19 protein-coding genes, 1 pseudogene, 1 riboswitch and 1 other annotated feature are annotated in these 24523 nt (G+C 69.3%); of the genes and pseudogenes, 5 read left to right on the forward strand and 15 right to left on the reverse strand.

Annotated features, from left to right (window positions below; all coding sequences use genetic code 11):
- Positions 1-31 precede the first annotated feature (31 nt).
- The 3 genes from ftsL to mraZ all read right to left on the reverse strand — a co-directional run bounded on the left by ftsL (position 32) and on the right by mraZ (position 2202).
- Complete coding sequence (gene ftsL / locus DYE07_RS03435; RefSeq protein ID WP_136788337.1) at positions 32-520, reverse strand: cell division protein FtsL; 489 nt, start codon at positions 518-520, stop codon at positions 32-34.
- 140 nt (positions 521-660) lie between these two features.
- A complete protein-coding gene (gene rsmH / locus DYE07_RS03440; RefSeq protein ID WP_074045461.1) occupies positions 661-1632 on the reverse strand; it encodes a 16S rRNA (cytosine(1402)-N(4))-methyltransferase RsmH in 972 nt (323 codons plus the stop codon).
- 138 nt (positions 1633-1770) lie between these two features.
- Entirely contained in the window at positions 1771-2202 is a 432-nt protein-coding gene (gene mraZ, locus DYE07_RS03445) for a division/cell wall cluster transcriptional repressor MraZ (RefSeq protein WP_006946550.1), read from the reverse strand.
- A 395-nt stretch (positions 2203-2597) separates the two neighbouring features.
- Between mraZ and DYE07_RS03450 the strand changes: the two genes are divergently transcribed.
- The 5 genes from DYE07_RS03450 (at position 2598) to DYE07_RS03470 (ending at position 8231) form a co-directional block, all read left to right on the forward strand.
- Positions 2598-3569 carry an AAA family ATPase gene (locus DYE07_RS03450; RefSeq protein ID WP_115296345.1) on the forward strand — a complete coding sequence of 324 codons (972 nt, stop codon included), beginning with the start codon at positions 2598-2600 and terminating at the stop codon, positions 3567-3569.
- Complete coding sequence (locus tag DYE07_RS03455; RefSeq protein WP_115296346.1) at positions 3566-4666, forward strand: DUF58 domain-containing protein; 1101 nt, start codon at positions 3566-3568, stop codon at positions 4664-4666. Before DYE07_RS03450 ends, DYE07_RS03455 begins: the two co-directional genes overlap by 4 nt.
- Positions 4663-6858 carry a transglutaminase TgpA family protein gene (locus DYE07_RS03460; protein ID WP_115296347.1) on the forward strand — a complete coding sequence of 732 codons (2196 nt, stop codon included), beginning with the start codon at positions 4663-4665 and terminating at the stop codon, positions 6856-6858. The genes DYE07_RS03455 and DYE07_RS03460 overlap by 4 nt, the downstream gene beginning before the upstream one ends.
- Before the next feature lie 692 nt (positions 6859-7550).
- Entirely contained in the window at positions 7551-7826 is a 276-nt protein-coding gene (locus tag DYE07_RS03465; RefSeq protein WP_115296348.1) for a hypothetical protein, read from the forward strand.
- A 57-nt stretch (positions 7827-7883) separates the two neighbouring features.
- The gene (locus DYE07_RS03470; RefSeq protein ID WP_115296349.1) at positions 7884-8231 is read left to right on the forward strand and encodes a hypothetical protein; all 348 of its coding nucleotides are present in this window, start codon (positions 7884-7886) and stop codon (positions 8229-8231) included.
- A 710-nt stretch (positions 8232-8941) separates the two neighbouring features.
- Here DYE07_RS03470 and DYE07_RS03475 read toward each other — a convergent pair.
- The 12 genes and pseudogenes from DYE07_RS03475 to hrpA all read right to left on the reverse strand — a co-directional run bounded on the left by DYE07_RS03475 (position 8942) and on the right by hrpA (position 24485).
- Positions 8942-10201: pseudogene (locus DYE07_RS03475) on the reverse strand (IS3 family transposase).
- Positions 9786-9917, reverse strand: a sequence feature (AL1L pseudoknot). (Overlaps the previous pseudogene by 132 nt.)
- Before the next feature lie 106 nt (positions 10202-10307).
- Positions 10308-11051: a hypothetical protein gene (locus DYE07_RS03480; protein WP_115296350.1), complete on the reverse strand. Its 744-nt coding sequence runs from the start codon at positions 11049-11051 to the stop codon at positions 10308-10310.
- A gap of 583 nt (positions 11052-11634) precedes the next feature.
- Positions 11635-12198, reverse strand: coding sequence for a hypothetical protein (locus tag DYE07_RS03485; RefSeq protein ID WP_147286880.1), 564 nt, complete (start codon positions 12196-12198; stop codon positions 11635-11637).
- A gap of 5 nt (positions 12199-12203) precedes the next feature.
- Entirely contained in the window at positions 12204-13127 is a 924-nt protein-coding gene (locus tag DYE07_RS03490) for a tyrosine-type recombinase/integrase (RefSeq protein ID WP_115296352.1), read from the reverse strand.
- A gap of 112 nt (positions 13128-13239) precedes the next feature.
- Positions 13240-14892 (reverse strand): RNA polymerase sigma factor, encoded by a 1653-nt coding sequence (locus DYE07_RS03495; protein WP_115296353.1) that lies wholly within the window; start codon positions 14890-14892, stop codon positions 13240-13242.
- A gap of 303 nt (positions 14893-15195) precedes the next feature.
- Complete coding sequence (locus DYE07_RS03500) at positions 15196-15558, reverse strand: universal stress protein (protein ID WP_006946612.1); 363 nt, start codon at positions 15556-15558, stop codon at positions 15196-15198.
- Between the two features lie 69 nt (positions 15559-15627).
- Positions 15628-16800 carry a homoserine O-acetyltransferase MetX gene (metX, locus tag DYE07_RS03505; protein ID WP_115296354.1) on the reverse strand — a complete coding sequence of 391 codons (1173 nt, stop codon included), beginning with the start codon at positions 16798-16800 and terminating at the stop codon, positions 15628-15630.
- Positions 16801-16834: 34 nt separating this feature from the next.
- Positions 16835-16942: riboswitch (SAM riboswitch) on the reverse strand.
- 89 nt (positions 16943-17031) lie between these two features.
- Positions 17032-17970 carry a hypothetical protein gene (locus DYE07_RS03510; protein ID WP_147286881.1) on the reverse strand — a complete coding sequence of 313 codons (939 nt, stop codon included), beginning with the start codon at positions 17968-17970 and terminating at the stop codon, positions 17032-17034.
- A 271-nt stretch (positions 17971-18241) separates the two neighbouring features.
- On the reverse strand, positions 18242-18928 hold the full coding sequence (locus DYE07_RS03515) for an EcsC family protein (RefSeq protein ID WP_115296356.1): 687 nt from the start codon (positions 18926-18928) through the stop codon (positions 18242-18244).
- A 127-nt stretch (positions 18929-19055) separates the two neighbouring features.
- Positions 19056-19985: a PAC2 family protein gene (locus DYE07_RS03520; protein WP_202775055.1), complete on the reverse strand. Its 930-nt coding sequence runs from the start codon at positions 19983-19985 to the stop codon at positions 19056-19058.
- A gap of 73 nt (positions 19986-20058) precedes the next feature.
- The gene (locus DYE07_RS03525; protein WP_006946632.1) at positions 20059-20502 is read right to left on the reverse strand and encodes an HIT family protein; all 444 of its coding nucleotides are present in this window, start codon (positions 20500-20502) and stop codon (positions 20059-20061) included.
- 20 nt (positions 20503-20522) lie between these two features.
- The gene (gene hrpA / locus DYE07_RS03530) at positions 20523-24485 is read right to left on the reverse strand and encodes an ATP-dependent RNA helicase HrpA (RefSeq protein WP_115296358.1); all 3963 of its coding nucleotides are present in this window, start codon (positions 24483-24485) and stop codon (positions 20523-20525) included.
- Between the last annotated feature and the right edge of the window lie 38 nt (positions 24486-24523).

Here is a 24523-nt window from a genome sequence, read left to right on the forward strand (position 1 = left end):
CCGCTCGTCCACGTCGTGCTCGCTCTACGTCTTACTTGCTCGTCTTCTTCGCCGCCTCGGCCTTCTTGGCCGCCTCGGCCTTGGCCGCAGCAGCGTCGGCCGCTGCCTTCTCCTTGGCTCGAGCCTGCGCCTGCGCCACCGGGTCGGTGATGTGCAGACCGACGGTGCCGCTGGCGATCACCTCGCCGGCCGCCTTGCTGGCGGGGGTGCTCGGGAGCGTGTTCACACTAAGCGCCGTGCCCGCCTGGCTCGGGTGTGCCACGCCGAGCTTCTTGCCCGTGTCCCGACTCACATAGGTGATCGACGCCGGCTTGACCATGCCGTAGCTCTCGGCCTTCAGCGTGAGCTCCTCGGGCGCGGACACGGCCGAGATCTCGCTGTCGAGCGCCTGCTCTCGCTCGTTGAGCGTGGAGACGTCACTGCGCAGCGTCGAGAGGGTGAACGACTGCTCGGCGCGCATCGTGTTGAGGAACAACAGCGCAAGCGCCGAGGCCATCGCGACGAGGACGGCGAGCGCCATGAAGCGAGTGTGCCCGGCGCGCTCGGCGGTGGCGACCTGAGTCGCTGGCCGAGCCGGACGCGCACCGGAACGGGCCGAGGTCACGCGGGGGCGACTCGTCGTCACTCGACGAGGGGCGCGGGTGGGGGCGGCCAGCTGGGTCATGACTGGCTTCCTTTCGCTCGGGTGCGTTCGATGACTCGTAATCTGACGGAGGCACTGCGGGGGTTGCGCGCGAGTTCGTCCTCGCTCGGGACGGCGGCGCCCCGGGTGACGAGCGCGAACTCGGGACGGTGCTCGGGTAGTTCCACCGGTAGACCGGGCGGCGCGGTCGAGGCGGACGCAGTTGCGAAGGCGCGCTTCGTGATGCGGTCCTCCAGCGAGTGGAACGACAGCACGGCGAGGCGTCCGCCGACGGCCAGCGAGTCGAGCGCCGACCTCACAGCCTGCTCCCAGCCGCGCAGTTCGTCGTTGACCTCGATGCGCAGGGCCTGGAAGGTGCGCTTGGCCGGGTGGCCGCTCTGACGCTGCGAAGCGAGCGGGATGACCGAGCGCAACATCTCGACGAGCCGACCCGACGTCGTCCACGGCTGCTTCTCTCGCTCCTTGACGACGGCGTGCGCGATCTTGCGGGCGAAGCGCTCCTCGCCGTACGTCTTGAGGATGCGCTCCAACTCGTCCTGGCTGGCGGTGTTGAGGACGTCGGCGGCCGTGGGCCCGTCGCTCGTCTGGTCCATCCGCATGTCGAGTGGCGCGTCGGCGCGGTAACTGAAGCCGCGGTCGAGCTCATCGAGCTGCAGGCTGGAGACGCCGAGGTCGAACAGCATCGCGTCCGCGGGGCGGGGCAGGACGTCGGCGACCTCGGTGTTGACGGCGTGCACGCCTTCGAAGCGGTCACCGAAGCGGGCGAGGCGTTCACCGGCCAGACGCAGGGCCTCGGTGTCACGGTCGATCCCGATGGCGCGGGCCTCGCCGAAGCGCTCGAGCACGGCCTCGGTGTGGCCACCCATGCCGAGGGTGGCGTCGACGTAGAGAGCGCCGGAGCGCTCGAGCGAGGGGGCGAGAGCGTCGAGGATCTCGGTGAGCATGACGGGCACGTGACGATCGGCTGCGAGGCCGCGTGACATCTCCATCGGTGCTCCGTCGCTCGAATCGGGGTGGGCGGCATTCGGCCGGCGGCGCTGCTGTCGCCAGGGCCCCCGCCGCTGGGCTTCCGGCACCGGGGAAGGTGTGTCGGATTCTCAGCGGCCGGAGACCTCGCGACAGCAGGGCTACAGCAAACCGGGAACGACTTCTTCGGCCTGCTCGGAGAACGGCTGTTCCGCGCCGGCGAGGTAGTCGTTCCACGCCTGCGTGTCCCAGATCTCGACGCGGTTACCCGCACCGATCACCGTGCATTCCTTCGAAAGACCCGCGTACTCGCGCAGCAGCGGCGGGATCGTCACACGGCCCTGCTTGTCGGGGATCTCGTCGGAGGCCCCCGAGAGCAGGACGCGCTGATAATCACGCACCGCACGCGAGGTGACGGGTGTCGTGTTCATCGCGGCAGCGATGCGCTCGAACTCGTTCATCGGAAAGACGTACAGGCAGCGTTCCTGCCCACGCGTCATGACGAGGCCCGCAGCGAACTTCTCGCGAAACTTCGCGGGAAGGATCATGCGGCCCTTGTCGTCGAGACGCGGCGTGTGGGTACCCAGAAACACGGCTGGGCACCTCCCGTCACCGATCTCGCTCCGATGACCCCCACTCTACTCCACTTCACCCCACCATGTCGCCCCACCATGTCTGATCTCGTGATCTGGGCAGAGCGATTTCCGCGTCATTGCAGGGCTGACGGCGGGTGGGGCGCGGTGGAGGGAAAAAACCGCCGTTCCCCGAGCGTGGGGGCGCGGGTCCGGCTCGGTCGACGGCTTCACGGCCACGGCACCTCGTCGAGAGCGCAGGTGGAGCGATGTGGAGGAACCCGGTGGAGCGCAGTGGAGGGCGTGCGTGGAGCGCGGTGGAGGGCGATGCGCTCGTCGGCCAGGCGGGTAACGACGCATCCAAGCCCGCGGGGCGAACTGTGGCCGGGGAGGGAAGTTTGGCAAGATCGTGAGTCATGGAACGCCGCAGCCCCGAGCCTTACCCCGCGACCACCGACGTCCTCGGCCTCGCCGACGCCGTGCGCCGCAACGTCGCCCTCGTCGTCGAGGGCAAGGACGACGTCGTGCTCACGGCCGTCACCGTGCTGTTCGCGGGCGGTCACCTGCTCGTCGAGGACGTGCCGGGCGTCGGCAAGACCGTGCTCGCCAAGGCCCTGGCCCGTTCGGTCGACGCGACGATGCGACGCATCCAATTCACGCCCGACCTGCTCCCGAGCGACATCACCGGTGTCAACGTCTACGACCAGGGCAAGGGTGACTTCACGTTCCGTCCGGGCGCGGTGTTCGCGAACATCGTCATCGGTGACGAAATCAACCGCGCCTCGCCGAAGACGCAGTCGGCGCTGCTCGAAGCGATGGAGGAGCACCAGGTGAGCATGGACGGGCGCACCATGCCGCTGCCGCGCCCCTTCATGGTCGTCGCGACACAGAACCCCGTCGAGATGGACGGCACCTTCCCCCTGCCCGAGGCGCAGCGCGACCGTTTCATGGCGCAGATCAGCATGGGTTACCCCTCTGCGCGCGCCGAGCTCGACATGCTTCTGCACCACGGTGAGAAGGACCCGCTCGACACGCTGCGTCCCGTCGCCAGCGCCGACGACGTCGAGCACGCGATCGATGCCATCGCGTCACTGCACACGAGTGACGCGCTGCGTCAGTACGTCGTCGACCTCGTCGCCGCGACGCGCAGCCACCCCAGCCTGCGTCTCGGCGCGAGCCCGCGCTCCTCGCTGCAGCTGCTGCGCGCGGCGCGCGCCCACGCCGCCATCGCGGGGCGCGACCACGCGCTGCCGGAGGACGTCGCCGCCATGGCGCCCGCCGTCCTGTCGCACCGTGTCCTCATGAACCGCGCCCAGCGCGACGAGACGCCCGGTGACGTCGTGCGCCACCTCGTCGAGACCGTGGCTGTGCCGTCGGCGTCGCGATGAGCGCGCTGCCGCGCCTCACCCGTCGTGGCCTGCTGCTCGCGGGAGCGGGCGTCTCCCTCGTGCTCATCGGCGCGTTCTCGGGTTTCACCGACCTCGTGCGAGCCGGAATCTTCGCGTTGCTGCTCCTCGTCCTCAGCGTGCTGACGCTGCTCGTCGCGACACGCGCGTCGGCGCAGGTGCGTCACGTCGGCCCGCGGTTGCCGCTCGAACCCGGTGACCGCGAGCGTGTCGCCGTCCACGCCGAGCTGTCGCCGTCGGCGCGCTTTTCGGGTGCCACCCTCCAGGAACCGCACACGTTCGGCGGCCCGACGCCGTCGTGGCCGGTCGAGGGGCGCCACTTCGACGGCGAATACGCGGTGAGCGCACCTCACCGCGGCCGCTTCGTCACCGGTCCGACGCGCCTGGTCGTGCGTGACCCATTCGGCCTCGCGCACCTGACGCGGGACGTCGCCGCGCGCCGTGAGATCCGCGTGTGGCCCCGCCAAGACGTCGCGCTCACGCCGCAGCGCGAGCGCAGCCTCGTCGGCGACTCGAGCATCGAATCGCACCTCGCCTTCGGCGGCGAGGTCGGGGCGAGCGTGCGCCAGTACGTGCGCGGTGACGACATGCGCCTCGTGCACTGGCCCGCCACCGCTCGCCGCGGTGAACTCATCGTCCGCCAGCTCGACCCACCGACCGACGAGACCGCCCGTGCCCGGCTCGTCGGGCACGTCGAGACCCCGGGTGTCGACGCCGGATGGGAAGGCCTCGTCGAAGCCTGCGCCTCGTGGCTGAGTGCACGCGCCCGCGCGCACCAGCCGTTCGCGCTGCGGGTCGGCGCCGAGACCTACCGCGATCTCCACGACGCGATGGACGCCCTCGCCGTCGCGGGTGATTGCCCCCTCGTCGACGACGCCGCGTCCGCGCACGTCGTCTTCGTCCACGCCGACACCGCGGGCTCACTGGGGCCGGCGCCGTCCGGGGGTGAGGCGTTCGTCGCCGGATCACCCGATGCCGTGACGTCGATGCGCGCCCGCCTCGACGCCGACGGGTGGAGCACACACACGGTTCCCGAGGCGCGCCCCGTCACCACCGCCCCCGCCGAAGGAGCTCGATGACCACCCGCCGCATCCTCGCCGAGGTCGCCCTGGGGCTGCTGTGCCTGAGCGCCTGCTGGCCCCTCGTCGAGCTGTCGAAGGCCGACAGCGTCGGCGTGCCGATCGTCGTGGCCGCGCTCGTCATGTGGGCGATCGGCGCCGGGCTGCGACGCGTGGGTGCACGTTCCTGGCTCATCGTGCTCGCGCAGGCGGCGGCCGTCATGGTCTCGCCACTCGCGGCGCTCGCCGCGCACGGGGTCTCCCCGACCCCGTCCGCTCTGCGGGACGCCGGCCACGAGGCGCAGAAGGTCGCGAACTCCTCCGTCGCTCCCCTGCCGGCCGTCGCCGGCGTCATCGCCGCGCTGACGCTCGGCGCCGCGCTCGTCGCCCTCGTCGTCGACTACGTCGGGGGCACCTCGAAGCTGCCGGCCGCCACCGTGCTGCCCGTCGCGGCGCCGTTCGTGCTCGCGACGACGGCGCTCGGTCAGACGTTGCCGCTGCCCTACTTCGCTGCTGCCGCAGCCGCGTGGGCGCTCCTGATGTGGCTGAGCACGAGTCGTTCCCGCACGTTGACGGGTGCGCCCGTCTTCGCCGCCGTGACGGTGCTGGCCGTGGCCGGCGCCGCCGCCCTGTCGGGGCACGTGCCGACCCGCGCGACTCCGGCTCTCGCCGAGGGTGGGGCCCGGGGCGTCGACACGAGCGTGGACTTCTCGACATCGCTCGACCTGAGCAATGATCTGTCCTCGCGCAACGCGGCGCCCGTCCTCACCTACACGACCGAGGACTCACAGCCCGGCCCGCTCCGGGTGACGACGAGCTCGACGTACGCGGACGGCCAGTGGCGCGCCCGCACGAACGAGCCGACGACGAAGGTGAAGGCCAACAGCGAGTTCCCGGCGCTCGGCTACGACCCGGCCGTGCCGACGACGAGCTCGCAGGCCACCGTCACGCTCAACGCGATGAAGCCGCCGTTCATCGCCGCGCCGACGACGCTGCGCGCCGCCGCCTTCGGCCAGGGCCACGACACCTTCGACGTCGGAACGACGACCGGCGTGCCGCACCTCGCCGCTCAGGTGCCCGCGTACGCCGTCATCTTCCGGACGTTCACGGCGGCAGCGCGCCCCGTCGACGACTCGGCCGTCAGCGCCGGAACCGGTGGGGTGACGCAGGACGACCTCGACGTCGCCTCGCTGCCGCAGGCGGCCCGCACGCGGATCGACGCGCTGCTCACCGCCTCCGGCGCCGGGGATGCGACCTCGCGTTTCGACAAGGCCGTCGCCATCCAGAACCACCTGCGCACCGACCCGTCCTACACGTACTCGCTGACGCTCGCCCCGACCCGCACCGTCGACGGCGCGCAGCTCGACCCCCTGTCCAACTTCCTCGAGACGAAGCAGGGTTACTGCACCCAGTACGCCACCGCGATGGTGATGAGCGCGCGCTCGCTCGGCATCCCGGCGCGCGTCGCGATCGGATTCCTTCCCGGCACGAAGCGGGGCAACGAGTACGAGGTCCGCGCCGCGGACGCGCACGCCTGGCCGGAGCTGTACTTCCCCGGCATGGGGTGGACGCGGTTCGAGCCGACGCCCGGTTCGCGCTCGGGCGCCGCCCCGGCCTACGCACGGACGAGCCCGTCGGCGACGAAGTCGTCGTCGAGCGCCCCGACGACGAGCTCGAGCGCGCCCGTGCCGTCCACTCGTTCGGTTGCCCCATCGACGACGCAGACGTCGAGGTCGACCTCGCACGGCGCGCCGGTGACGCCCCACGACGACGGCGTTCTTGGTCGCGTCCTGCTGACGCTGCTCGGCGCACTGGCCGTCATCGCCCTGCTCGGCGCATTGCCGCTGCTCGGTTGGTGGCGACGCAACCGCCCGGTGCGTCAGGCACGTGAGCCCCGCGAGCGTGACGAGGCGCTGTGGCACCGCATGGTGTGGAACCTGCGCGACCTCGGGTACGTCATCACGACCGAGCGATCCCCACAGGAAGCGGCCGGCCGGTTCGCCGACGACAACCCGCGCGCGTCGACGCACCTCGTCCAAGCCGTCGAACGCGCGGCACACTCGATCGAGAACTCGCGCTACGCTCCGACGCCTGCGCGGGGCATGGCTGCCACGACCGAACGCGTGACGCGCGCAGCACGCTCCGACGCCTCCGTCGGCGCTCGCCTGCGGGCGTGGCTGCTGCCCCGCTCAGCGTTCGGGGCACGGAGCTGACGTCGCCGCGGGGCCCTTCGAGCGTGGGTCCCGCGGTGCGTCAGACGTTCTGGCTCGTCCGGTGTGCCGGATGGTCGGGCGTTCGACCCGTTAAGGTCGCGGATATCTGCGTTTTCCCTACGCCCAGACTTCTTGAACGAGGGCCTTCTAACACGGCATACACGCCACTGGCCCACATCCACTCGAGTGGATGTGGGCCAGTGGCGTCGTGCGCGAGGCTGCGAACGCCTCGCGCCTCGTCCACGACTCTCAGTCGAGGATTCTCAGTCGAGGTAGTTGCGCACTAAGAACGCGTTAGCGCTGTGCGGATTTCAGGTGGTGGCGCGGTGATTGAGCGTCAGGCAAAGCGCTGTGCCGCGTAATACCCCCGACTAAGTGGAGACCCCGCGAGGTTGCAGCCTCCGGGGTCGTGACGAACAGCATGGGAGTGCTGAACGTGAACCCGATTCTAGATGTGTGGTGCGCCCTATGCGACCACCTCGCACCCTTCGCGGCTATGGCCGTGGTGCCGCTGCTGCTGTGGGTGCACCACTTCGAGACGATGCCGCCGGCGGCTATTCACGAATCCGGTAGTACGGAACCCGTAACAGCGGCGTGCTCGTCGGTGACGTAGCCACTGGTGAGGTCATCGACCTTCCCTCTGACAGCGGAAAGGTCGTCGCCACTACCGACGCCCCTGAGGGGTGGGCCGCATGAGCGCCGCGCAGGACGCCGCGCGCCTCGTGAGCCTCGCCGTGGCGCACAACGACGCCACCGAGACGCTGCTCGAGCGCACCATCGCAGGCACCGCGAGCCCGTGGGACGCCCGCGCCGTCACTGCCGCGTTCGATGCGATGGACGTCACCCGCCACGCGCTCAAGATCGCGCACTTCCCCGACGCTCGCGCCGTGTTCGTCGACCTCGGCCGCGTCATCGTCGAACACCGCGACGGACGCTTCGAGCGCGTCGCCACCGACGAAGAAGCCTGAACGCGCAGGTGTAACAAACGTGACACCTGAGCCCACCCCCCACCGAAAGGCACGACCATGACGACCACCACCACGACCACCACGACGTTCGAGGACGTGCGCGCCTGCCGAGTGCCCTGGTGCCAGGAACACACCGCGCCGCTCGAGGCCGCCCACGACCTCGGCGACGGATGGATACGCGACCCCAATGAGCCCGGCCTTGTACGCATGCACGTGCGCCCCGGCCGCTTCTTCGACCTGCAGCAGTTCGAGGACTACGCGGACGTCTCGCACGTCATGTCGGCGCCGACCGTCGATGCTGTCGAGCGCATGGTCACCGACACCGTGGACGACATGCGAGCGTGCGCCGCCGAACTGCTCGAGTTCGCGGACATCGCCGCAGAGAGTCGGATCGACCCGGCGTGAACGCCTCCCGGCGCTGGGGCTCGAACCTTGGGAGCTGTGGCTCCCAAGGTCTGCCGTCACCCGGCGCCGGGGCTTCCGGTCGATCGCGATTGAGACTCCATCGCCATGTACTCGCACGCTAGGACGAGGTCACACCTGCTCGTGCAAGCGCACCTGCGCACGCGAAACCAAAGTTTGTGCCGTACAAGCTTTGCCCCCGACGAGCATGGCACCTGAGCGCACGTGGGGCCTTCTTCGCTTCGAGGAAGAGTTCTCATCGAGAGTGCCTCCTACCCGCGCGCACGCGGGGCCTCCACCGGGCGGTCAACCTCTGCTGCACCATCAGGAGTTGACCGTGCGGTGAGGGTAGGCACCACACGCCCATCCCCCCAGAAGGTGCGGAATCTTCCGCACCTGACGCCGAAAGGGGCTGCACAACACGCACACCCTTGGGGGCACGCACCGGATGCGTACCCCCGGATTCCCAGGATTGTGGGAATCGCACCAAGCGGCGCTGAAAGCCGGTCAGCTGCAACAACAAACCGACAGGGCCCGGTGATGGTCTCCGACACCTGAGAACCGGCTCAGGTGGCCCTAGACGCGACTGCAGGCGCGTCCAAGGGTTTCGCGATGTAGGCGCGTCTCGATTCGAGGCGGGCCTCGTCGGCGTGGGTGGAACAACGTGAGGCGGTCAACGGGCAGGGTGAAGCGCCCTGGGTTTCGTTCCGCGCTTATGTGGTGACGAGAGCTCTCGTCTGGGACTGATCGTAAGCCGCCTCAACCTCGACCGGCGTTCGGTAGCCCAGTGCCTCGTGTAGGCGCTGATGGTTCCACCAGCTCACCCACTCCAGCGTCGCCAGTTCGACCGCTGATGTCGATGGCCACGTGGGGCGTGAGTAGATCAGCTCGGCCTTGTACAAGCCGTTGACCGTCTCAGCGAGGGCGTTGTCGTACGAGTCGCCCACTGTCCCAACGGAAGGCGCGACGCAGTGCTCGGCCAGCGTGTCGGTGTAGGCCAGGCTGACGTACTGCTCCGCGGTCACTGTGATGCACGAGCCGACCGCCTTGACGCGCCGCCGGCGTCGTCGCGAGGGCCTGCTGCAACGCGATCATCGCCAACGCCTGCGTCGTCAGCGACGACGCAACTGACCAGCCGACGATCTTCCTCGTGCACGCGGCGGTGATGAACGCCGTGTACGCGAACCCACTCGTTGTCCGGACGTACGTGATGTCGGCGACCCACAGCATGTTCGGTGCCGACGCGTGGAAGTCACGCTCGACGAGGTCGGGGCGGCGATCGGGCACCTTCGATCCAACGGTCGTGAATGGGCGGCGCCCGCGGCGAACGCCGTGCAGCCCAGCCGTTCTCATGAGCCGAGCGGACTGATCACGCCCGATCATCCAGCCCCGGCGGCGCATCGCGTGCCACATCTTGCGGTGGCCGTACACGCCGTAATTCTGGGCGTGAAGGCGTTTCACTTCCTTCACGAGGACATCGTCGCGGATCGCTCGCGCGCAGCGCGGGCGCGTCTTCGCGGCCCGGTAGCCGCGGGAGGTGGGGGCACCTCCCGCTTGCGGGGGAATGAACCCACAGTCCGTCGCGCGCAGAACGCGACAGATCGGCTCGACCCCGAACTGATCACGGTGTTCGTCGATGAACCGGATCATCTCGTCGTGGGGCGGTCGGGTTCCGCTGCGAAAAAAGCTGAAGCTTTCTTCAGGATCTCGTTCGCGCGCCGTGTTTCTGCGAGTTCGCGGCGTAGCCGCCGGTTCTCTTCCTCAAGGGACTCACGCGGCGCTGTCGCGCCAGCCGTAGCGGCGGGGAGTTCGCCAGGGCGGGGCATCCAGTTACGGATCGTCGCCGGCGCGATGCCGAGCGACGCTCCGACAGCGTCCATCGCGACCCGCTGCGAGCATCCCTCCGCGGCGCGCTTGTCGAGCACCATCCGCACGGCATGCTCACGCAAGTCCTGGTCGTACTTCTTGGGCATGGTCCGATTCTCCTTCAGGTGGGTCGGAACCAAACCCAGGGCGCTTCAGGGGTTTCTGGGCAGGGTTCCAGCAAAGGCAACTTCCCTGCCCGTAGGGCTCCGAGCCTCAACGCCCCTCGCCGCTCACCTTCACCCGCCCTTGATACCGGGCCAGCACCTCTCCCAGCGGCAACCCAAGCTGCTCGGCCGCCGAACTCCACGTGCCACCCTCGACGAGGTGATCCTCGAGCAGTGCCAGCGTGCGGGCGTCCACCTGAGCGGCGAGCCATGCCGCGCGAGCGAGCGGCCGCGGGGTCATGGTGGACGAGGTGACGGTCTCCACCCAATCGAGAATGCTCTCGGTCTGTTCCTGGCGGCACCGCTCAAGCGACTTGCCGGGCACCTTCGCGGGCTCGAACTCCACGGCCACGGGCGCGACGGCCTGCACTTCCGGGGCCGCGCTACGACGGCGGTGCGCCCTCTGCCGGCACGCGGGCGAGCAGTAGCGGCGATCCGAGCGGCCCGCGACAACTGCTCCGCAACCGTCACACTCGCGCGTTACGGCTTCCGAACTGGTCTCCCGGTACGAGGCCGTTCGGCATGCGCTCGAGCACGCGACGACCTTGCGGCGACCGTCGGGGCGCACGATGGTCGGGCGGCCACAGCCGGCGCACGGCGCGGGCGTTTCTTCTGGCCACCATGATTCGACATGCGCCATGCCCGTGACGTAGGCGAGGGCGGTGCGATCCGCAGGTTTCGCCACGCACTCGAGGCATACAGCTTCCCGCGCCGTCCACCCCCGTTCGTGGCGGTTGCGACGGTGGTGGACGTCGACGGCGACCACGGGGCCGTCGATGGGCTGCTCGCACACTGCACACGGCCTATAAGTGTTCACAGTCGTTACTCTATTCGTAACGGATAGCGTGCACTGCTTGAAACGACGAAACGCCCACCACCTCGAGGTGAGGTGGCGGGCGTTCATCGAGCCCAGTGAACTGCTAGCCCGTCTTATATGCTTGGAACCCATCGCTGCACACCCCGCGACTGAACCCATGCCCCGCCGGTTAAAGCAGCCCCAGGGGAAGCACTCATTCGATTCGTGTCTATACACGTGCTGCAGAAACCGCGAACCGATCGCTTCGAAGCTACTCGCGTGCAGGAACCACGGACACACGACATACGAACAGGGGTAACAGCCTTATTGCCCGCCATCGGGCACGACCTCTCATAGAAGAAGGCTCCATCTTCCCACGCCGGAACCCGCCATCACGACACGCCCGCCACCTCGAAAGGTGACGGGCGTTCATCGTGGGGCTATGCACCCCTCGGGCTCTTGGATCGTTCGACCCGCAGGGGAGAGACAGATTCCCGTGTACGGGTTCCGGTGTTCTCAGGCGTGCGACGGGTGCGGACAGCCGCGCCGGCCATTCGTCGCGTAGTCACATGGCGGACACTCAGGCCCATGCACCACCGTGCGGTCGACGTCGCAATGCCCCAGCGTCCACGATGACGCGAGAGGTCGCCCGCAGCGCCAGCACGCGAACCGCCCCCCGCCTGCACCGGACCCATGGCGTAATCACGGGATCCTCTCCTACCCGCACGATGGTCCGCAGGTCGAACGGCGTCTGCCCACGCAGCCACCGCCCTCCGGTGCTCGGTAGACCGCGGGACCATTCATCGAGGCGCCGCGCCCAGTCGACGAGAGCGGCGTCGTCGAGTGGGTCGTCACCCAGTCCCACTCCGAGGTAGGCCTCGTGTTGCCAGGGCGTCAGCTTCAGTTGATCGCGGGGCGCCCACTTGATCGTGCTCTGCACGACGAAGCGCGAGGTGTCCAGCCGCACTGCGGTGCCCAGCTTGGGCAGGCCACCCTTGTGCCGTTCGTCGCAGCGGATCACGATTTCGTTGAGGTAGCCCTGCCGCTTCCCCTGCGCTCGGATCACTGCCAAAGCGGCATCGATCTCAGGCATGAGGCGCTTACGACGCCCCACCAGTTCGCGAATGGATTCCGCGTCGAGCATTTCCGTCACAGTTCCCCCAGGTTCAATCGTTTGGCTTCTTCGGCAGCGCGGGCCGCAGCTTGGGCGCGCGTGTAGCGCATGAGCATGTCGGGCCGCGTCCATCCAGCGACGGCCATGAGCCCGCCCTCACTGCCGCCGGCTGCGAGCCAGCGGTGCGCGGCGGTGTGGCGAAGGCGGTGAGGGTGGAACCCCTCGATGCCGGCCGCGTCCGCACGAAGACGCAACGTCTTGTGCAGCGCATCGTACGAGAACCCCTTGCTTCGATCCCCGAGCCACAACTCGGGCCGTGAAGCGAGAGCGTGCCCCCGGCGAAGGCGCATGTAACGGTCGATTGCCTGCCCTGTCTGCGGGCCGAACGGCACGACGCGCCCCTTGCCGCCCTTGCCGCGGCGAATGACGAGCGTCTGCTCCCTCAGATCGACGTCATCGACATGGATCGCGACCACCTCGCCCGCGCGCGCGCCGGTTTCGATCATCAAGCGCAGGATTGCCTCGTCCCGGCGGGCTCGCAGCTTTCGGGCGGCGGTTGCTTCGCCCGGAACACGACAGGCGCGAAGCAGCGCCTTGAGTTGGTCGGCGGTGAGCGGCTCGATGACTTTCTGGTCGAGCTTCGGCGCCTTGACGCCGATGAATGGATCTGCGCTGAGCTCGTCCTCCTCGGCGAGCCATGAGGTGAACCTGCGCACCCCGAGTTGGCGAGCACGGACGGTCGCAGCCTCGCGCCCCGTCTCGCCCAGGTGCACGCAGAAGGCGCGCAAGGTCGCCCGGCTCAGCGGGTCGGCCTTGCGCGCCTCAGCGAAAGCGACGTACTGCTTGACGCCCTCGGTGTAGGACTTGATCGTCTGCGCCGAGCGTCTGTCGGCCTTGAGCGCAAGCTCCCAAGAGATCAGCAACTCACGCAGTTCGGGCACGCTCAACTCTCCGGGCATGCCTCCAGTCTGAGCGTACCCCGACTAGGAGCGCTGTGCACCCTTAGAGTTCACGACGTAAGGCGAAAAAGCGCCGGAACGACGCGGATTTCTGCCTCGCTACCCGTCTGGCTCAGTCCAGGTAGTCGCGCAACACCTGCGAGCGCGACGGGTGACGCAACTTGCTCATCGTCTTGCTCTCGATCTGACGGATGCGCTCACGCGTCACGCCGTAGACCTTGCCGATCTCGTCGAGCGTCTTCGGCTGGCCGTCGGTGAGGCCGAAGCGCATCGAGACGACGCCCGCCTCGCGCTCGGACAGCGTGTCGAGCACCGAGTGCAGCTGCTCCTGCAGCAGCGTGAAGCTGACGGCGTCCGCCGGGACGACGGCCTCGGAATCCTCGATGAGGTCACCGAACTCGCTGTCGCCGTCCTCACCGAGGGGCGTGTGCAGCGAGATGGGCTCACGGCCGTACTTCTGGACCTCGATGACCTTCTCGGGGGTCATGTCGAGCTCCTTGGCCAGCTCCTCCGGCGTGGGCTCGCGGCCCAGGTCCTGAAGCATCTGACGCTGCACGCGAGCCAGCTTGTTGATGACCTCGACCATGTGCACCGGGATGCGGATGGTGCGCGCCTGGTCGGCCATGGCACGCGTGATGGCCTGACGGATCCACCACGTCGCGTACGTCGAGAACTTGTAGCCCTTGGTGTAGTCGAACTTCTCGACCGCGCGGATGAGGCCGAGGTTGCCCTCCTGGATGAGGTCGAGGAAGAGCATGCCGCGACCCGTGTAACGCTTGGCCAGCGACACGACGAGACGCAGGTTGGCCTCGAGGAGGTGGTTCTTCGCGTTCTTGCCGTCCGAGGCGATCCACCACAGCTCGCGCTTGAGCTTCATGTCCATCTTGACGCCCGACTCGAGCTTCTGCTCGGCGAACAGGCCGGCCTCGATGCGCTTCGCGAGCTCGACCTCCTGCTCGGCGTTGAGCAGGGCGACCTTGCCGATCTGCTTGAGGTAGTCCTTGACCGGGTCGGCCGTCGCACCCGCCGTCACGACCTGCTGGGCCGGCGCGTCATCCTCGTCACCCGGACGCAGGACGAAGCCGCCCTTCTCGTCTTCGGCCTCGCCGGCGGGCTTCTTCGCCTCGTCGACCTCCTCGGCGCCTGCCTCGACGTCCGTCACGACGACGTCGTCGATCTCGACGTCCTCGGCGACGACCTCGTCCGGCTCGCCAGCGGATGCTTTCTTGGCGGTGGTCTTCTTCGCGGTCGTCGACTTGGCCGCGGTGGCCTTCTTCGCCGTCGCCTTCTTGGCGGTGGTCTTCTTGGCGGCCGCCTTCTTCGCGGGGGCCTCACTCGCCTCGTCGGCGGTGACGTTCTCGTCGAGCTCGACGTCGGTCTCCGCCTCTACGGCCTTCTTCGCCGCCGTCTTTTTGACGGCAGCCTTCTTCGCGGTCGTCGTCTTGGCCGCGGTGGTCTTCTTCGCGGCAGCGGTCTTCGTCGCCGTCTTCTTGGCAGTCGACTTCTTCGCCGCGCTCTTGCGCCCGGTCGTCGTGGCGACGGCCTGGGCCGCGTGAACCTCGTCGAGCACGATCTCGATGCCCTCGGCCCCCAGCGCCTTCAGCACCGCCTTCTGCTTGGCCATGGAGATCTTCGCTTCTTCGAGGGCGGTCTTCAGCACCACGCTGTCGACCGTGCCGCTCGCGCGCCCCTGCTCGAACAGAGCAATGACCGCGGGATGGTCGATGTCCGCGGGAAGCGCGGGGGTCTGAGCCGTTTCGGACACTGAGGTCACCAACTACCTTCCGAGAGTGCACAACGCATCGGGCAGGCGCAATCGCGCGCCGAGCGCTTCGTACGAGGGAAGAGACGAACCACGGGGGCGGGATCCGACGAGAGCCGGTTGCCCGAGACTCACCTGAGCTCGCCTGGCACCGTGGTGCCTGATTCGATCCCCCGCGTCGCTTCTTTCACCATTATAGAACTCTGGGTCGAGAACCGCAGAATCACGGGGTTCAACGCCCCTGCGTGCGCGGGTGTTCCCGACCTGACGCAAGCGCGTCAGGCCGGGGTTGGGAGCAGCGCGAGATCAGTGCGCTGTGGGCTTGACCGCGAGGACGGGGCACGGCGCGTCGAGCAGCAGCCGCTGAGCGCTCGAACCGAGGATCAGCTTGCCGACGGGCGTGCGGCGACGCAGCCCGATGACGAGCAGCGCCGGGTCGAGTTCGGCCACCTCGTCGAGGATCACCTCGACCGCGTCCTGGCCCTCCTCCACCTGCACGACGCGGCCGCCGACCGCGTCCGCACTCTCCTGCGCGGCAGCGCGCGCGTCGTCGCTCGGGACGGTCGAGACGAGTACGAGCGGGCGCCCCAGCACACTCGACTGACGCACGGCCTCGGCCACCGCGGCCTCACCCTCCGGGCCCGGAGCGAAACTGACGACGACGGACATGCGCAACCCCTGTTCTGCGACTGTGGCGATCGGCTCACACGCTACCCGAGGTGCCGCGAGCGCCCGCCGTCACGCCACGGGACGGACGCGGCCCGCCTCGGCCGTGAGCGGCCGAGCGATGACCTCGCGCACGAGCGCCGCGATCTGGTCGGCCTCGATGAGGAAACCGTCGTGACCGTGCGGCGAGTGGATGAGACGCAGCCGTCCGCGCCCGTGAGCCCGGACGATGTCGGCGGAGGCACTGACCGGGAACAGCCGATCGGAGTCGACCGCGGCGACGACGAGCTCACCCCCGAACACCCGAAGCGCAGGCTCGATGCCGCCGCGGCCGCGGCCGACGTCGTGCGTCGCCATCGCCTGCGTGAGCCGCACATAACTCATGGCGTCGAACCGCGCAACGAGTTTCGCGGCGTGGTGCTCGAGATAGCTCTCGACGGCGAACAGGCCGCCGTCGAGCGTGCGGTCCGCTCCCTGCGACTCGCGCCCGAACCGCTCCTGCAACTCGTGCGCGCTGCGGTAGGAGGTGTGCGCGATCTGGCGGGCGAGCCCGAGCCCCGACGTCGGGAAGACGCCCTGCTCGAGGTAGCCGCCACCCCGGAAATCCGGGTCAGCTTCGATTGCCCGCACCTGCGTGTGCCCCCACGCGATCTGGTCGGCGCCCGCCGCCGCGCAGCTCGCGACGACGAGGGCGCGCTGCACCCGATGCGGGAAGGTCGCCACCCACTCCGCGGCGCGCATCCCGCCGAAGGAGCCGCCGATGACAGTGTGGAAGCGCGCGATGCCGAGAGCGTCGGCGACCCGCGCCTCGGCGCGCGCCTGATCCCTGACGCTGACGTGTGGGAAGCGCCCGCCCCACACCCGGCCGTCTGGTGCGAGCGACATGGGGCCCGTGCTGCCGCGACAGCCGCCGAGCACGTTGATCGCCACGACGAACAGCTCGTCGGTGTCGAGGGGCGCGCCGGGGCCGATGAGACCAGGCCACCACCCCGCCGTCGGCTGCCCGGGGCCGACCGGCCCGACGACGTGCGAGTCTCCGGTCAGGGCGTGCTCGACGAGGACGGCGTTGCTCGCGTCGTCGTTCAGCTCGCCCCAGCACTCGTACGTCATGACGACGTCGGGCAGGGCGGCGCCGTTCTCCAGCGTCAGGGTGCCGATGTGGACGGCACGTGCGTGCGGGTTGAACCCGTCGTCGGTGAGGGGCGCCGCGGAGTCGGCCACGGCGAGGCGACGGTGCGAAACCATGACGTCCTCGATTCCGAGGTGGGTCGCAACCCACCTCTCGCGCTTGCCGCCCACGGGCGGCCCTGTCGTCACCCGGGGCACCCCGCCGCGAGGGAGGTTGCCGCTCAGCAAGCCGGGGCTTGTGTCGCTGAAACTCTTGACCTGCGACACAGTAGGCGGCCCTGCCCGCGGCTTCCATCGCCCGCGCGGCGACGTCCACGATGTGGCGCGCTCCCCCAACCGGCACGCTCGTCAGGCGACGGAACTCTGCCGAGCCTTCGTGTGGAGCGCACCGACGGCCTGCTCGTACGACAACCCCGTGCCTGTGATGTCGCGCAGCAGTTGCCCCAATGACGTCCGTCCGATGCGCAGCGACGCCGCGGCGCACGCACCGGCTCCTCGCAGGTCGCCTTCGCGCCAGGTCGCGGCGGCCTCGAGGGCCTTCCACGCGGCGCGGCCGTGGCGCGGCACGAGCGGCAGCCAAGTTCGCAGGCACGCGCTCGTCATCAGCGGGCCCGTCTCGCCGAGCGGCATGCCCGGGCTCAGCAGACGGAACAGTTCGGGTGCGACGCACAGGAGGATCTCATCGCGCGTCGGGCCGTCGACGACAGCGTCGGCGAGCACCTGCAGGTCGGCGCTGCGGGAGCGTCGCCGGGTGCCCGACGCGGTGTCGGGGACGTCGCACAACCGTGCCCAGGCGGCTCGGACGTCGACGACGCTGGGAACGGGGCGCGCGGTGGCGGCCATGGCCTCGCCGCCGCGGCGGACGTGGCGAAGCTGCTCGCGGGTCTGCTCTGACAGGGACGGGATCTCGTGGATCGCGCCGTCACAGCAGCCGAGCTCGCATTCGATGGCCCACCAGTGCTCGTCGCTGGCACCGAGGACGTGGTGCAGCGGCACGCGGCGCTCGATGCGTTTCGCGAGGGCCGCGATGTCGACGCGGCCCGGCTCGCAGCGATAGGCGATGGCGATGGCGGCCTGCGCACCCATCGTCGCGCGCCGCTCAGCGACGACGTCGAGCATGTGCGCCGTCTCCCCGTCGCACGCATCGTCCGCCCAGCCGAGCACCCCCGCGAGCGCACCGTCACGTTCGAACAGGACGATGACGGCGCCCGCCCCCTCGGAGCCGACGAGATCGGGAAGGCCTGCCACCAGGGCGCTGAGGCCCTTGAGTCGTGTTGTTGTCTTCATGCCCCCAGCGAAACCCATGACGCCACCCGCGCGCTGACCACGAGCCACAAACCTGTGGACGAGGCATCCTGCGGGCCGCGAAACGGGCCGTAGCCGTCACACCTGTGGGTGAGTGGGCCGTTCGAGCAAGGCCAGGCGGGGGTTCGCGGCCCCCAGATCGTCGCCCGGAAGCCCGTTGATGCGCACGGACGACACATCGCCGAACCGGCCCGGACACGCCGAACGCCACCCGTCGAAGACGAGTGGCGTTCGAGGTGGAATCAGGGAGACGTCAGGCTGACGGCGGGATCTGCGCGACGAAGTCGCGACGCGCCGACTGGGCGATCTTGCGGATGAGGACGACATCGAGGCCGCCACCGATGAAGCCGCCCGCCACGGGGATGAGGCGCGGAATGCGCGTGAGGAAGCGACGCCCCACCTGCGAGCCGAGACGGAACGCAACTGACTTGTTCACGACGGCGAGCGCCGCCGGCGGCAGCTTGCGCGTGGCGACGTTCGTCGCGACGCCACCCGTCATCGGGCCGAGGCCCTTGAGGACCTGCGTCGCGTCCGCACCGATGAGGTCGAGCAGGATCGCCGAGCGCACGGCTGGGTCGTCGACGTCGTGACCGTTGATGGCGGCGATTGCCGCGACCATGCGCGTCGCGACGGTGTAGAAACCGATGACGTTCGCGGGCAGTGCCACGGGGAGCGTGACGAAACCGCCGAGGTTGGTGACGAAGCCGTTCGCGCCCGCGAGCTTCGTGTGTGATGCGACGACGTCGTCCATCGCCGCTTCCTTGGAGCCCGCCTTCTTCATCGCCTCGTCGGCGACGGCGCGGGCCGACTTGAACGTCGCCACGCCCCCGATGCCCACCGAGATGAGGTGCTGCGCCAGGGTGTTGGCCGTCGAGTCGAGCATGCCCGACGATTTCTCGGGGGCTGCAGGAGCCTTCTTGTCTTGACCGAATCCGAACATGAGGTGATCCTCCCAAGTTGGCGGGGGCCCGGCAAGCCACCGCAGGGGTGGCCGCAGCCAGGCGAGCGTTGCGAAGCCCGCGTGGCCGTCGGCTCAGACCGACGGCCGGCGAGAAGCGCTCGCGGGCTCACAACGAGCCCTTGGTGCCCGGATCCTCTCCCTCGGCGCGCAGGAACTGCTCCAGCTCGGCGCCGATCTCGTCTGCGCTCGGCAGGTCGTTCATCTCGGCGGCGAGGAGCGAGCGTCGACGACGACCCTCGGTGAAGGCGTCGTACTGCCGCTCGAGGCCCTCGACGACCTCGGTGACCTCGTCGTTCTCGCTGATCTGCTTGGCGATGTCGGCGCGATGCAGCCCGGCGATCGCGGCGAGCTCCTGAGCGGGGATCGCCAGCCCCGTCAGCCCGCAGACGGCCTCGAGCGCGGCGAGCGCGGCGTCCGCGAACTCGACCTGCGTGAGGTAGTGCGGCACGTGGAGCGCGAAACCTGCGGTGTCCATGCCTGCCTCGGCGAGCCGGATGTGCATGAGCCCTTCGGCACTCGAGGGCACCTGGACGTTGCCGAAGAGCGGCTCGTTCTCCGTCAGCAGACGCTGATCGGAGGCGAAACGCGTGAAACCGACCGGGCGCGTGTGCGGCACCGCCATCGGGATGCCGTGCGCGCTCACCATGAGCGAGACGCCGAGGTTCGCCGCGAGGATGCGGACGGCCTCGCTGACGCGCTCCCACTGGTAGTCCGGCTCGGGGCCGGCGAGCAGCAGGAACGGCGTGCCTTCGGCGTCGACGAGGCGGTACAGCACGAGAGCCGGGTCGTCGTACTCGCTGTAGCGGTCGCGATCGAACGTCATCATCGGGCGGCGACCGCGGTAGTCGAGCAACTGGTCGACGTCGAACGACGCGACGACCGTGTGCTCAAGCGTGCCCAGCATGTGCGCCGTCATCAACTTCTGTGTGTTGCCCGCGTCGATGAAACCGCCCAGCGAGACCACGAGGGTCGAGGCGCTCTGCTCGGCGAGCGGGGTGTCGGTCTCGATGCGGAACAGTTGCGTGGGATCAAGCACGTCGTACTCCTTCGTCAGGTGCTCACCGTTCAACGCCCCGCGCGCGGGGATGATTCCCCCACGCCGCGGCCACTCAGGTCTGCGGCGACGCGGCGTCCGGAACGGTCTCGGCATGACCGTCGGTGCGCAACTGCGCCCGCAGCGCCTCGGCATTCTCGGCGAGGATCTGCTGGTCCTGGCCGCGCGTGACGGCGTGCGGGTCGAACTCGGCCGGGCTCTGCGTCGGCCACACGTGCAGGTGCAGGTGCGGCACCTCGTACCCCTCGACGAGCAGGCCGACGCGCTGCGCCTGCCACGCGCGCTGCTGCGCCTGACCGATGATCTGCGCGACACCCGTGAGATGCGCGAAGATGCTCGGCGGCGCCTGCGTCCATTCGACGATCTCCCCGCGCGGCACGACGACCGTGTGCCCGTCGGTGATGGGGTCGATGACGAGGAACGCCACGCACACCTCGTCCTGCCAGACGAAGTGCGCCGGGATGTCGCCGTCGATGATCTTGCTGAAGATGCTCGCCATGGCCTCCAACCTACGCCCGATCAGCGGGCCTCCGCAGCGTCCATCGCCTTGTAGATCCGCTTCTCGGACACCGGGTGAGCGGTGCCCAGACGCTGCGCGAACTGGCTGACGGCAAGCTCCTCGATCATCCAGCGGATGTCGAGCACGTCGGCGTCCCCACGGCGCTCGGGGCGCAGCCCGGCGACCATGTCGTCGTACTCACGTCGGACGGTCGCGACGAGGTCGGCGCGGTCGGCGTCACGCACGAGATCGGTGACGCCCTTGTCGAGCCGCTCGAGCATGCCCCGCACGTAGCGATCGAGGTGACCGAGGCGCGCCAACCCGGTCTCGGCGACGAAACCGGGATGGATGAGCGCGACGAGGTGAGCGGCGACGTCGTCGTGCAACGCCTTCGCCGCGGGCGCCGTCAATCGTGACAGCCCGAGCTGCACCTCGGCGGCGTGCTCGAGCACGGGCGCGAGCTTCTCGGCCGCCTCGAGCACGAGCGGGGCCACCTGCTGACGGATCGCCGTGAGGGCCGCGTCGAACTGCTCTGCGTCGCGCACCTCGCGCCCGGGCATGCCTTCGATGACGGAGTCGACGGCGGCCGCGAGGACGTCGTCCATGAGGGCGTCCATCGAACCGTGCGGGTTGTTGCCGAGCGCGAGCTTCTGCCGGTTGCTCATGAGGCCGAGGATTCGCTTCCACGGCACCTGCGTGTTGAGCAGCAGCAGACGGCGGGTGCCGAGCCGAGTGGCCTGGCGCGCCTCGGACTCGGTGCCGAGCACCTCGACAGCGACGTCACGGCCGTGGTCGACGACAGCCGGGAAGCCCGTCATCCGCTGGCGGCCGGCCGACTTCGTGAACTGGCGGGGCAGCTCACCGAACGTCCACTGCGTCAGCCCCTGCTGCTCGAGGTCTCCGGCCGCCTTCGCGATCGACTGACGCAGACGCCCGGCGAGTTCGTCCTGCAGCGCCGCGAGATCCTTGCTCTCACGGATCTTGCGGCCCCGCTCATCCTCGACCCTGAACGTGACCTTCAGGTGGTCGGGCAGCTTCCCCGGGTCCCAACTCCCCGCGGGCACACGTACCGAGGTGAGACGAAACAGCGCCTCGCCCAGCTCGTCGGCGAACGGGACCTCACCCGGGCGACCCTGGGCATCCATGAGCGCCAGCGCCCGCCGCGCATGGTCGGGAGCCGGGACGAAGCTGCGTCGGATGTTCTTCGGCAGCGACTTCACGAGGGCCGTCGCGAGTTCCTCACGCATACCGGGCACGAGCCAGTCGAACCCGTGATCCTCGACCTGGTTGAGCACCGGCAGCGGCACGTGCACGGTGATGCCGTCGGCGTCTGCACCCGGCTCGAACTGATACGTCAACTTGAGCCTGAGACTGCCCTGCCGCCACGACTTCGGGTAGGCCGACTCGTCGACGGCGTCCGCGTCGTCGGCGACGAGCAAATCCTCGGTGAAGGTGAGCAGGCTCGGGTTCGTACGACGCTCGTTCTTCCACCACCGGTCGAAGTGCGCCCCGGAGACGATGTCCGCCGGGATGCGCTCGTCGTAGAAGTCGAACAGGACGTCGTCGTCGACGACGAGGTCACGCCGTCGGGCGCGCGCCTCGAGGTCGGCGAAGCGCGCGCGCAGCGCCGCGTTGTCCTTGAGGAACTGGTGCTGCGCATCCCAGTCACCCTCGACGAGAGCGTGACGGATGAACAGGTCGCGAGAGACCTCCGGATCGATCGCGCCGTAGGCGGCCTTGCGGCCCGCGACGATCGGGATGCCGTACAGCGTGACCCGCTCGGACGCGACGGCCCCCGCGCGCGAGCGCTCCCAGTGCGGTTCGGCATACGAGCGCTTGACGAGGTGGGCGCCCGCCCGTTCGATCCAGGCGGGGTCGACGACCGCGTTGGTGCGCGCCCACATGCGGGTCGTCTCGACCAGCTCGCCCGCCATGACCCAGTCGGGTTGGCGTCGGAACAGCGTCGAGCCGGGCTGGATCGCGAAACGCGCCTGACGGGCGCCGAGGTACTCACGCTTCTCACGATCCCGCAGCCCGACGTGGCTGAGCAGACCCGTGAGCAGCGCCTGGTGGACGGCATCCTCGCTCGCGGCGTTGTCGCTCATGAACAGCTTGGCCTGCTTGCACGCCGCCTTGAGCTGACCGTGCAGATCCTGCCATTCGCGCAGCCGCAGGTAGTGGAGGTACTCGCGCTTGCACAGGCGCCGGAAGGCACTGCTGGACAGTTCGCGCTGCTGCTCGCGCACGTAGTTCCACAGGTTGAGGTAGCTGAGGAAGTCGCTCTTCTCGTGCTGGAACCGGGCGTGCTGCTGATCCGCCTGGGCCTGCGCGTCCGCGGGGCGCTCACGCGGATCCTGGATCGACATCGCCGCGACGATGACGAGTAGCTCCCGCAGCGAGCCGTTCTCGGCGGCGGCGACGAGCATGCGTCCGAGCCGCGGGTCGACGGGCAGGCGCGCGAGAGTGCGGCCGGTCGGCGTCAGCTTCTTGCGCGGCCCCCGAGCGGTGGTGTCGAGGGCGTGCAACTCCTCGAGCAGCGCCAGGCCGTCCTTGATCTGGCGGGCGTCGGGCGCGTCGACGAACGGGAAGCGCGCGATGTCGCCGAGGCCCAGGGACGTCATCTGCAGGATGACGCTCGCGAGGTTCGTCCGCAGGATCTCGGGGTCGGTGAACTCCGGGCGGGACGCGAAATCCTCCTCCGAGTACAACCGGATGCAGATGCCGTCGGCGACGCGGCCGCACCGGCCGGCGCGCTGACGGGCGGAGGCCTGCGAGATCGGCTCGATCGGCAGACGCTGCACCTTCGTGCGCTGGCTGTAGCGCGAGATGCGCGCGGTGCCGGTGTCGATGACGTAGCGGATGCCCGGCACCGTCAGCGACGTCTCGGCGACGTTCGTCGCCAGGACGATGCGTCGCCCGTGGTGCGGGGCGAAGACGCGATGCTGCTCGGCGGCGGACAGGCGCGCATACAGCGGCACGATCTCGACGTCGTGACGCGCGCGCCCCCAGTCAGCGCCCTTGAGCGCGTCCGCGGCGTCGCGGATCTCGCGCTCACCGGAGCAGAAGACGAGGATGTCCTGCGCCGAACCGTCACCGCTGCCTGAGCGCCACAGCTCCTGTGCGGCCTCGACGATGCCCGTCACCTGATCGACGTCCTCGAGCTTGGGGTCCTCCCCCGGCTTGCTCTGCGCGAGCTCGCGCACGAGGGGGCGATACCGCGTCTCGACGGGGTAGGTGCGCCCCGAGACCTCGATGATCGGCGCGGGCCCGTCCGGGCCGGCGAAGTGCTCGGCGAAGCGCTCCGGGTCGATCGTCGCGGACGTGATGATCACCTTGAGATCGGGGCGCCGCGGCAGCAACTGCTTGAGGTAGCCGAGGATGAAGTCGATGTTGAGGCTGCGTTCGTGCGCCTCGTCGATGATGAGCGTGTCGTACTGACGCAGATCCCGATCGCGTTGCATCTGCGACAACAGGATGCCGTCGGTCATGACGCGCACACGGGTCTTCTTCGACGACTCGTCGACGAAGCGCACCTGATAGCCGACCGTCTCACCGAGCGGCGACTCGAGTTCTTCGGCGAGCCGCTCGGCGACCGAACGCGCCGCGATGCGTCGCGGCTGGGTGTGGCCGATGGCGCCGGCGCGCCCGCGCCCCAGTTCGAGGCAGAACTTCGGCAGCTGCGTCGTCTTGCCCGAACCCGTTTCGCCCGCGACGATGACGACCTGGTGGTCGCGGATCGCCTCGAGGATCTCGTCTTTCGCCTCGACGACAGGCAGGTGGCCCGGGTAGCGCAGGACGTACGACGCTGCTTCCGATGTGGGGTCGGGGATGGCCTCGGCGGCCAGGGCCGGTTCGTCCCCTCGGGGCGACGCGTTCGCTCTGCTCCGGCGCGGCCTGCGCCGGCGGGACGATGAGGCGAGCGGCGGCCCGGGCGTCGCCGGATCGCCGTTCGAGGAAGGTTGCGAAGGTCTTGGAGTACTCACGATTCGCTCACTTTCTCACGCGCGCCGGTGATGGCCGC

The sequence above is a fragment of the Dermacoccus nishinomiyaensis genome (genome assembly GCF_900447535.1).
GTDB classification, from domain to species: domain Bacteria; phylum Actinomycetota; class Actinomycetes; order Actinomycetales; family Dermatophilaceae; genus Dermacoccus; species Dermacoccus nishinomiyaensis.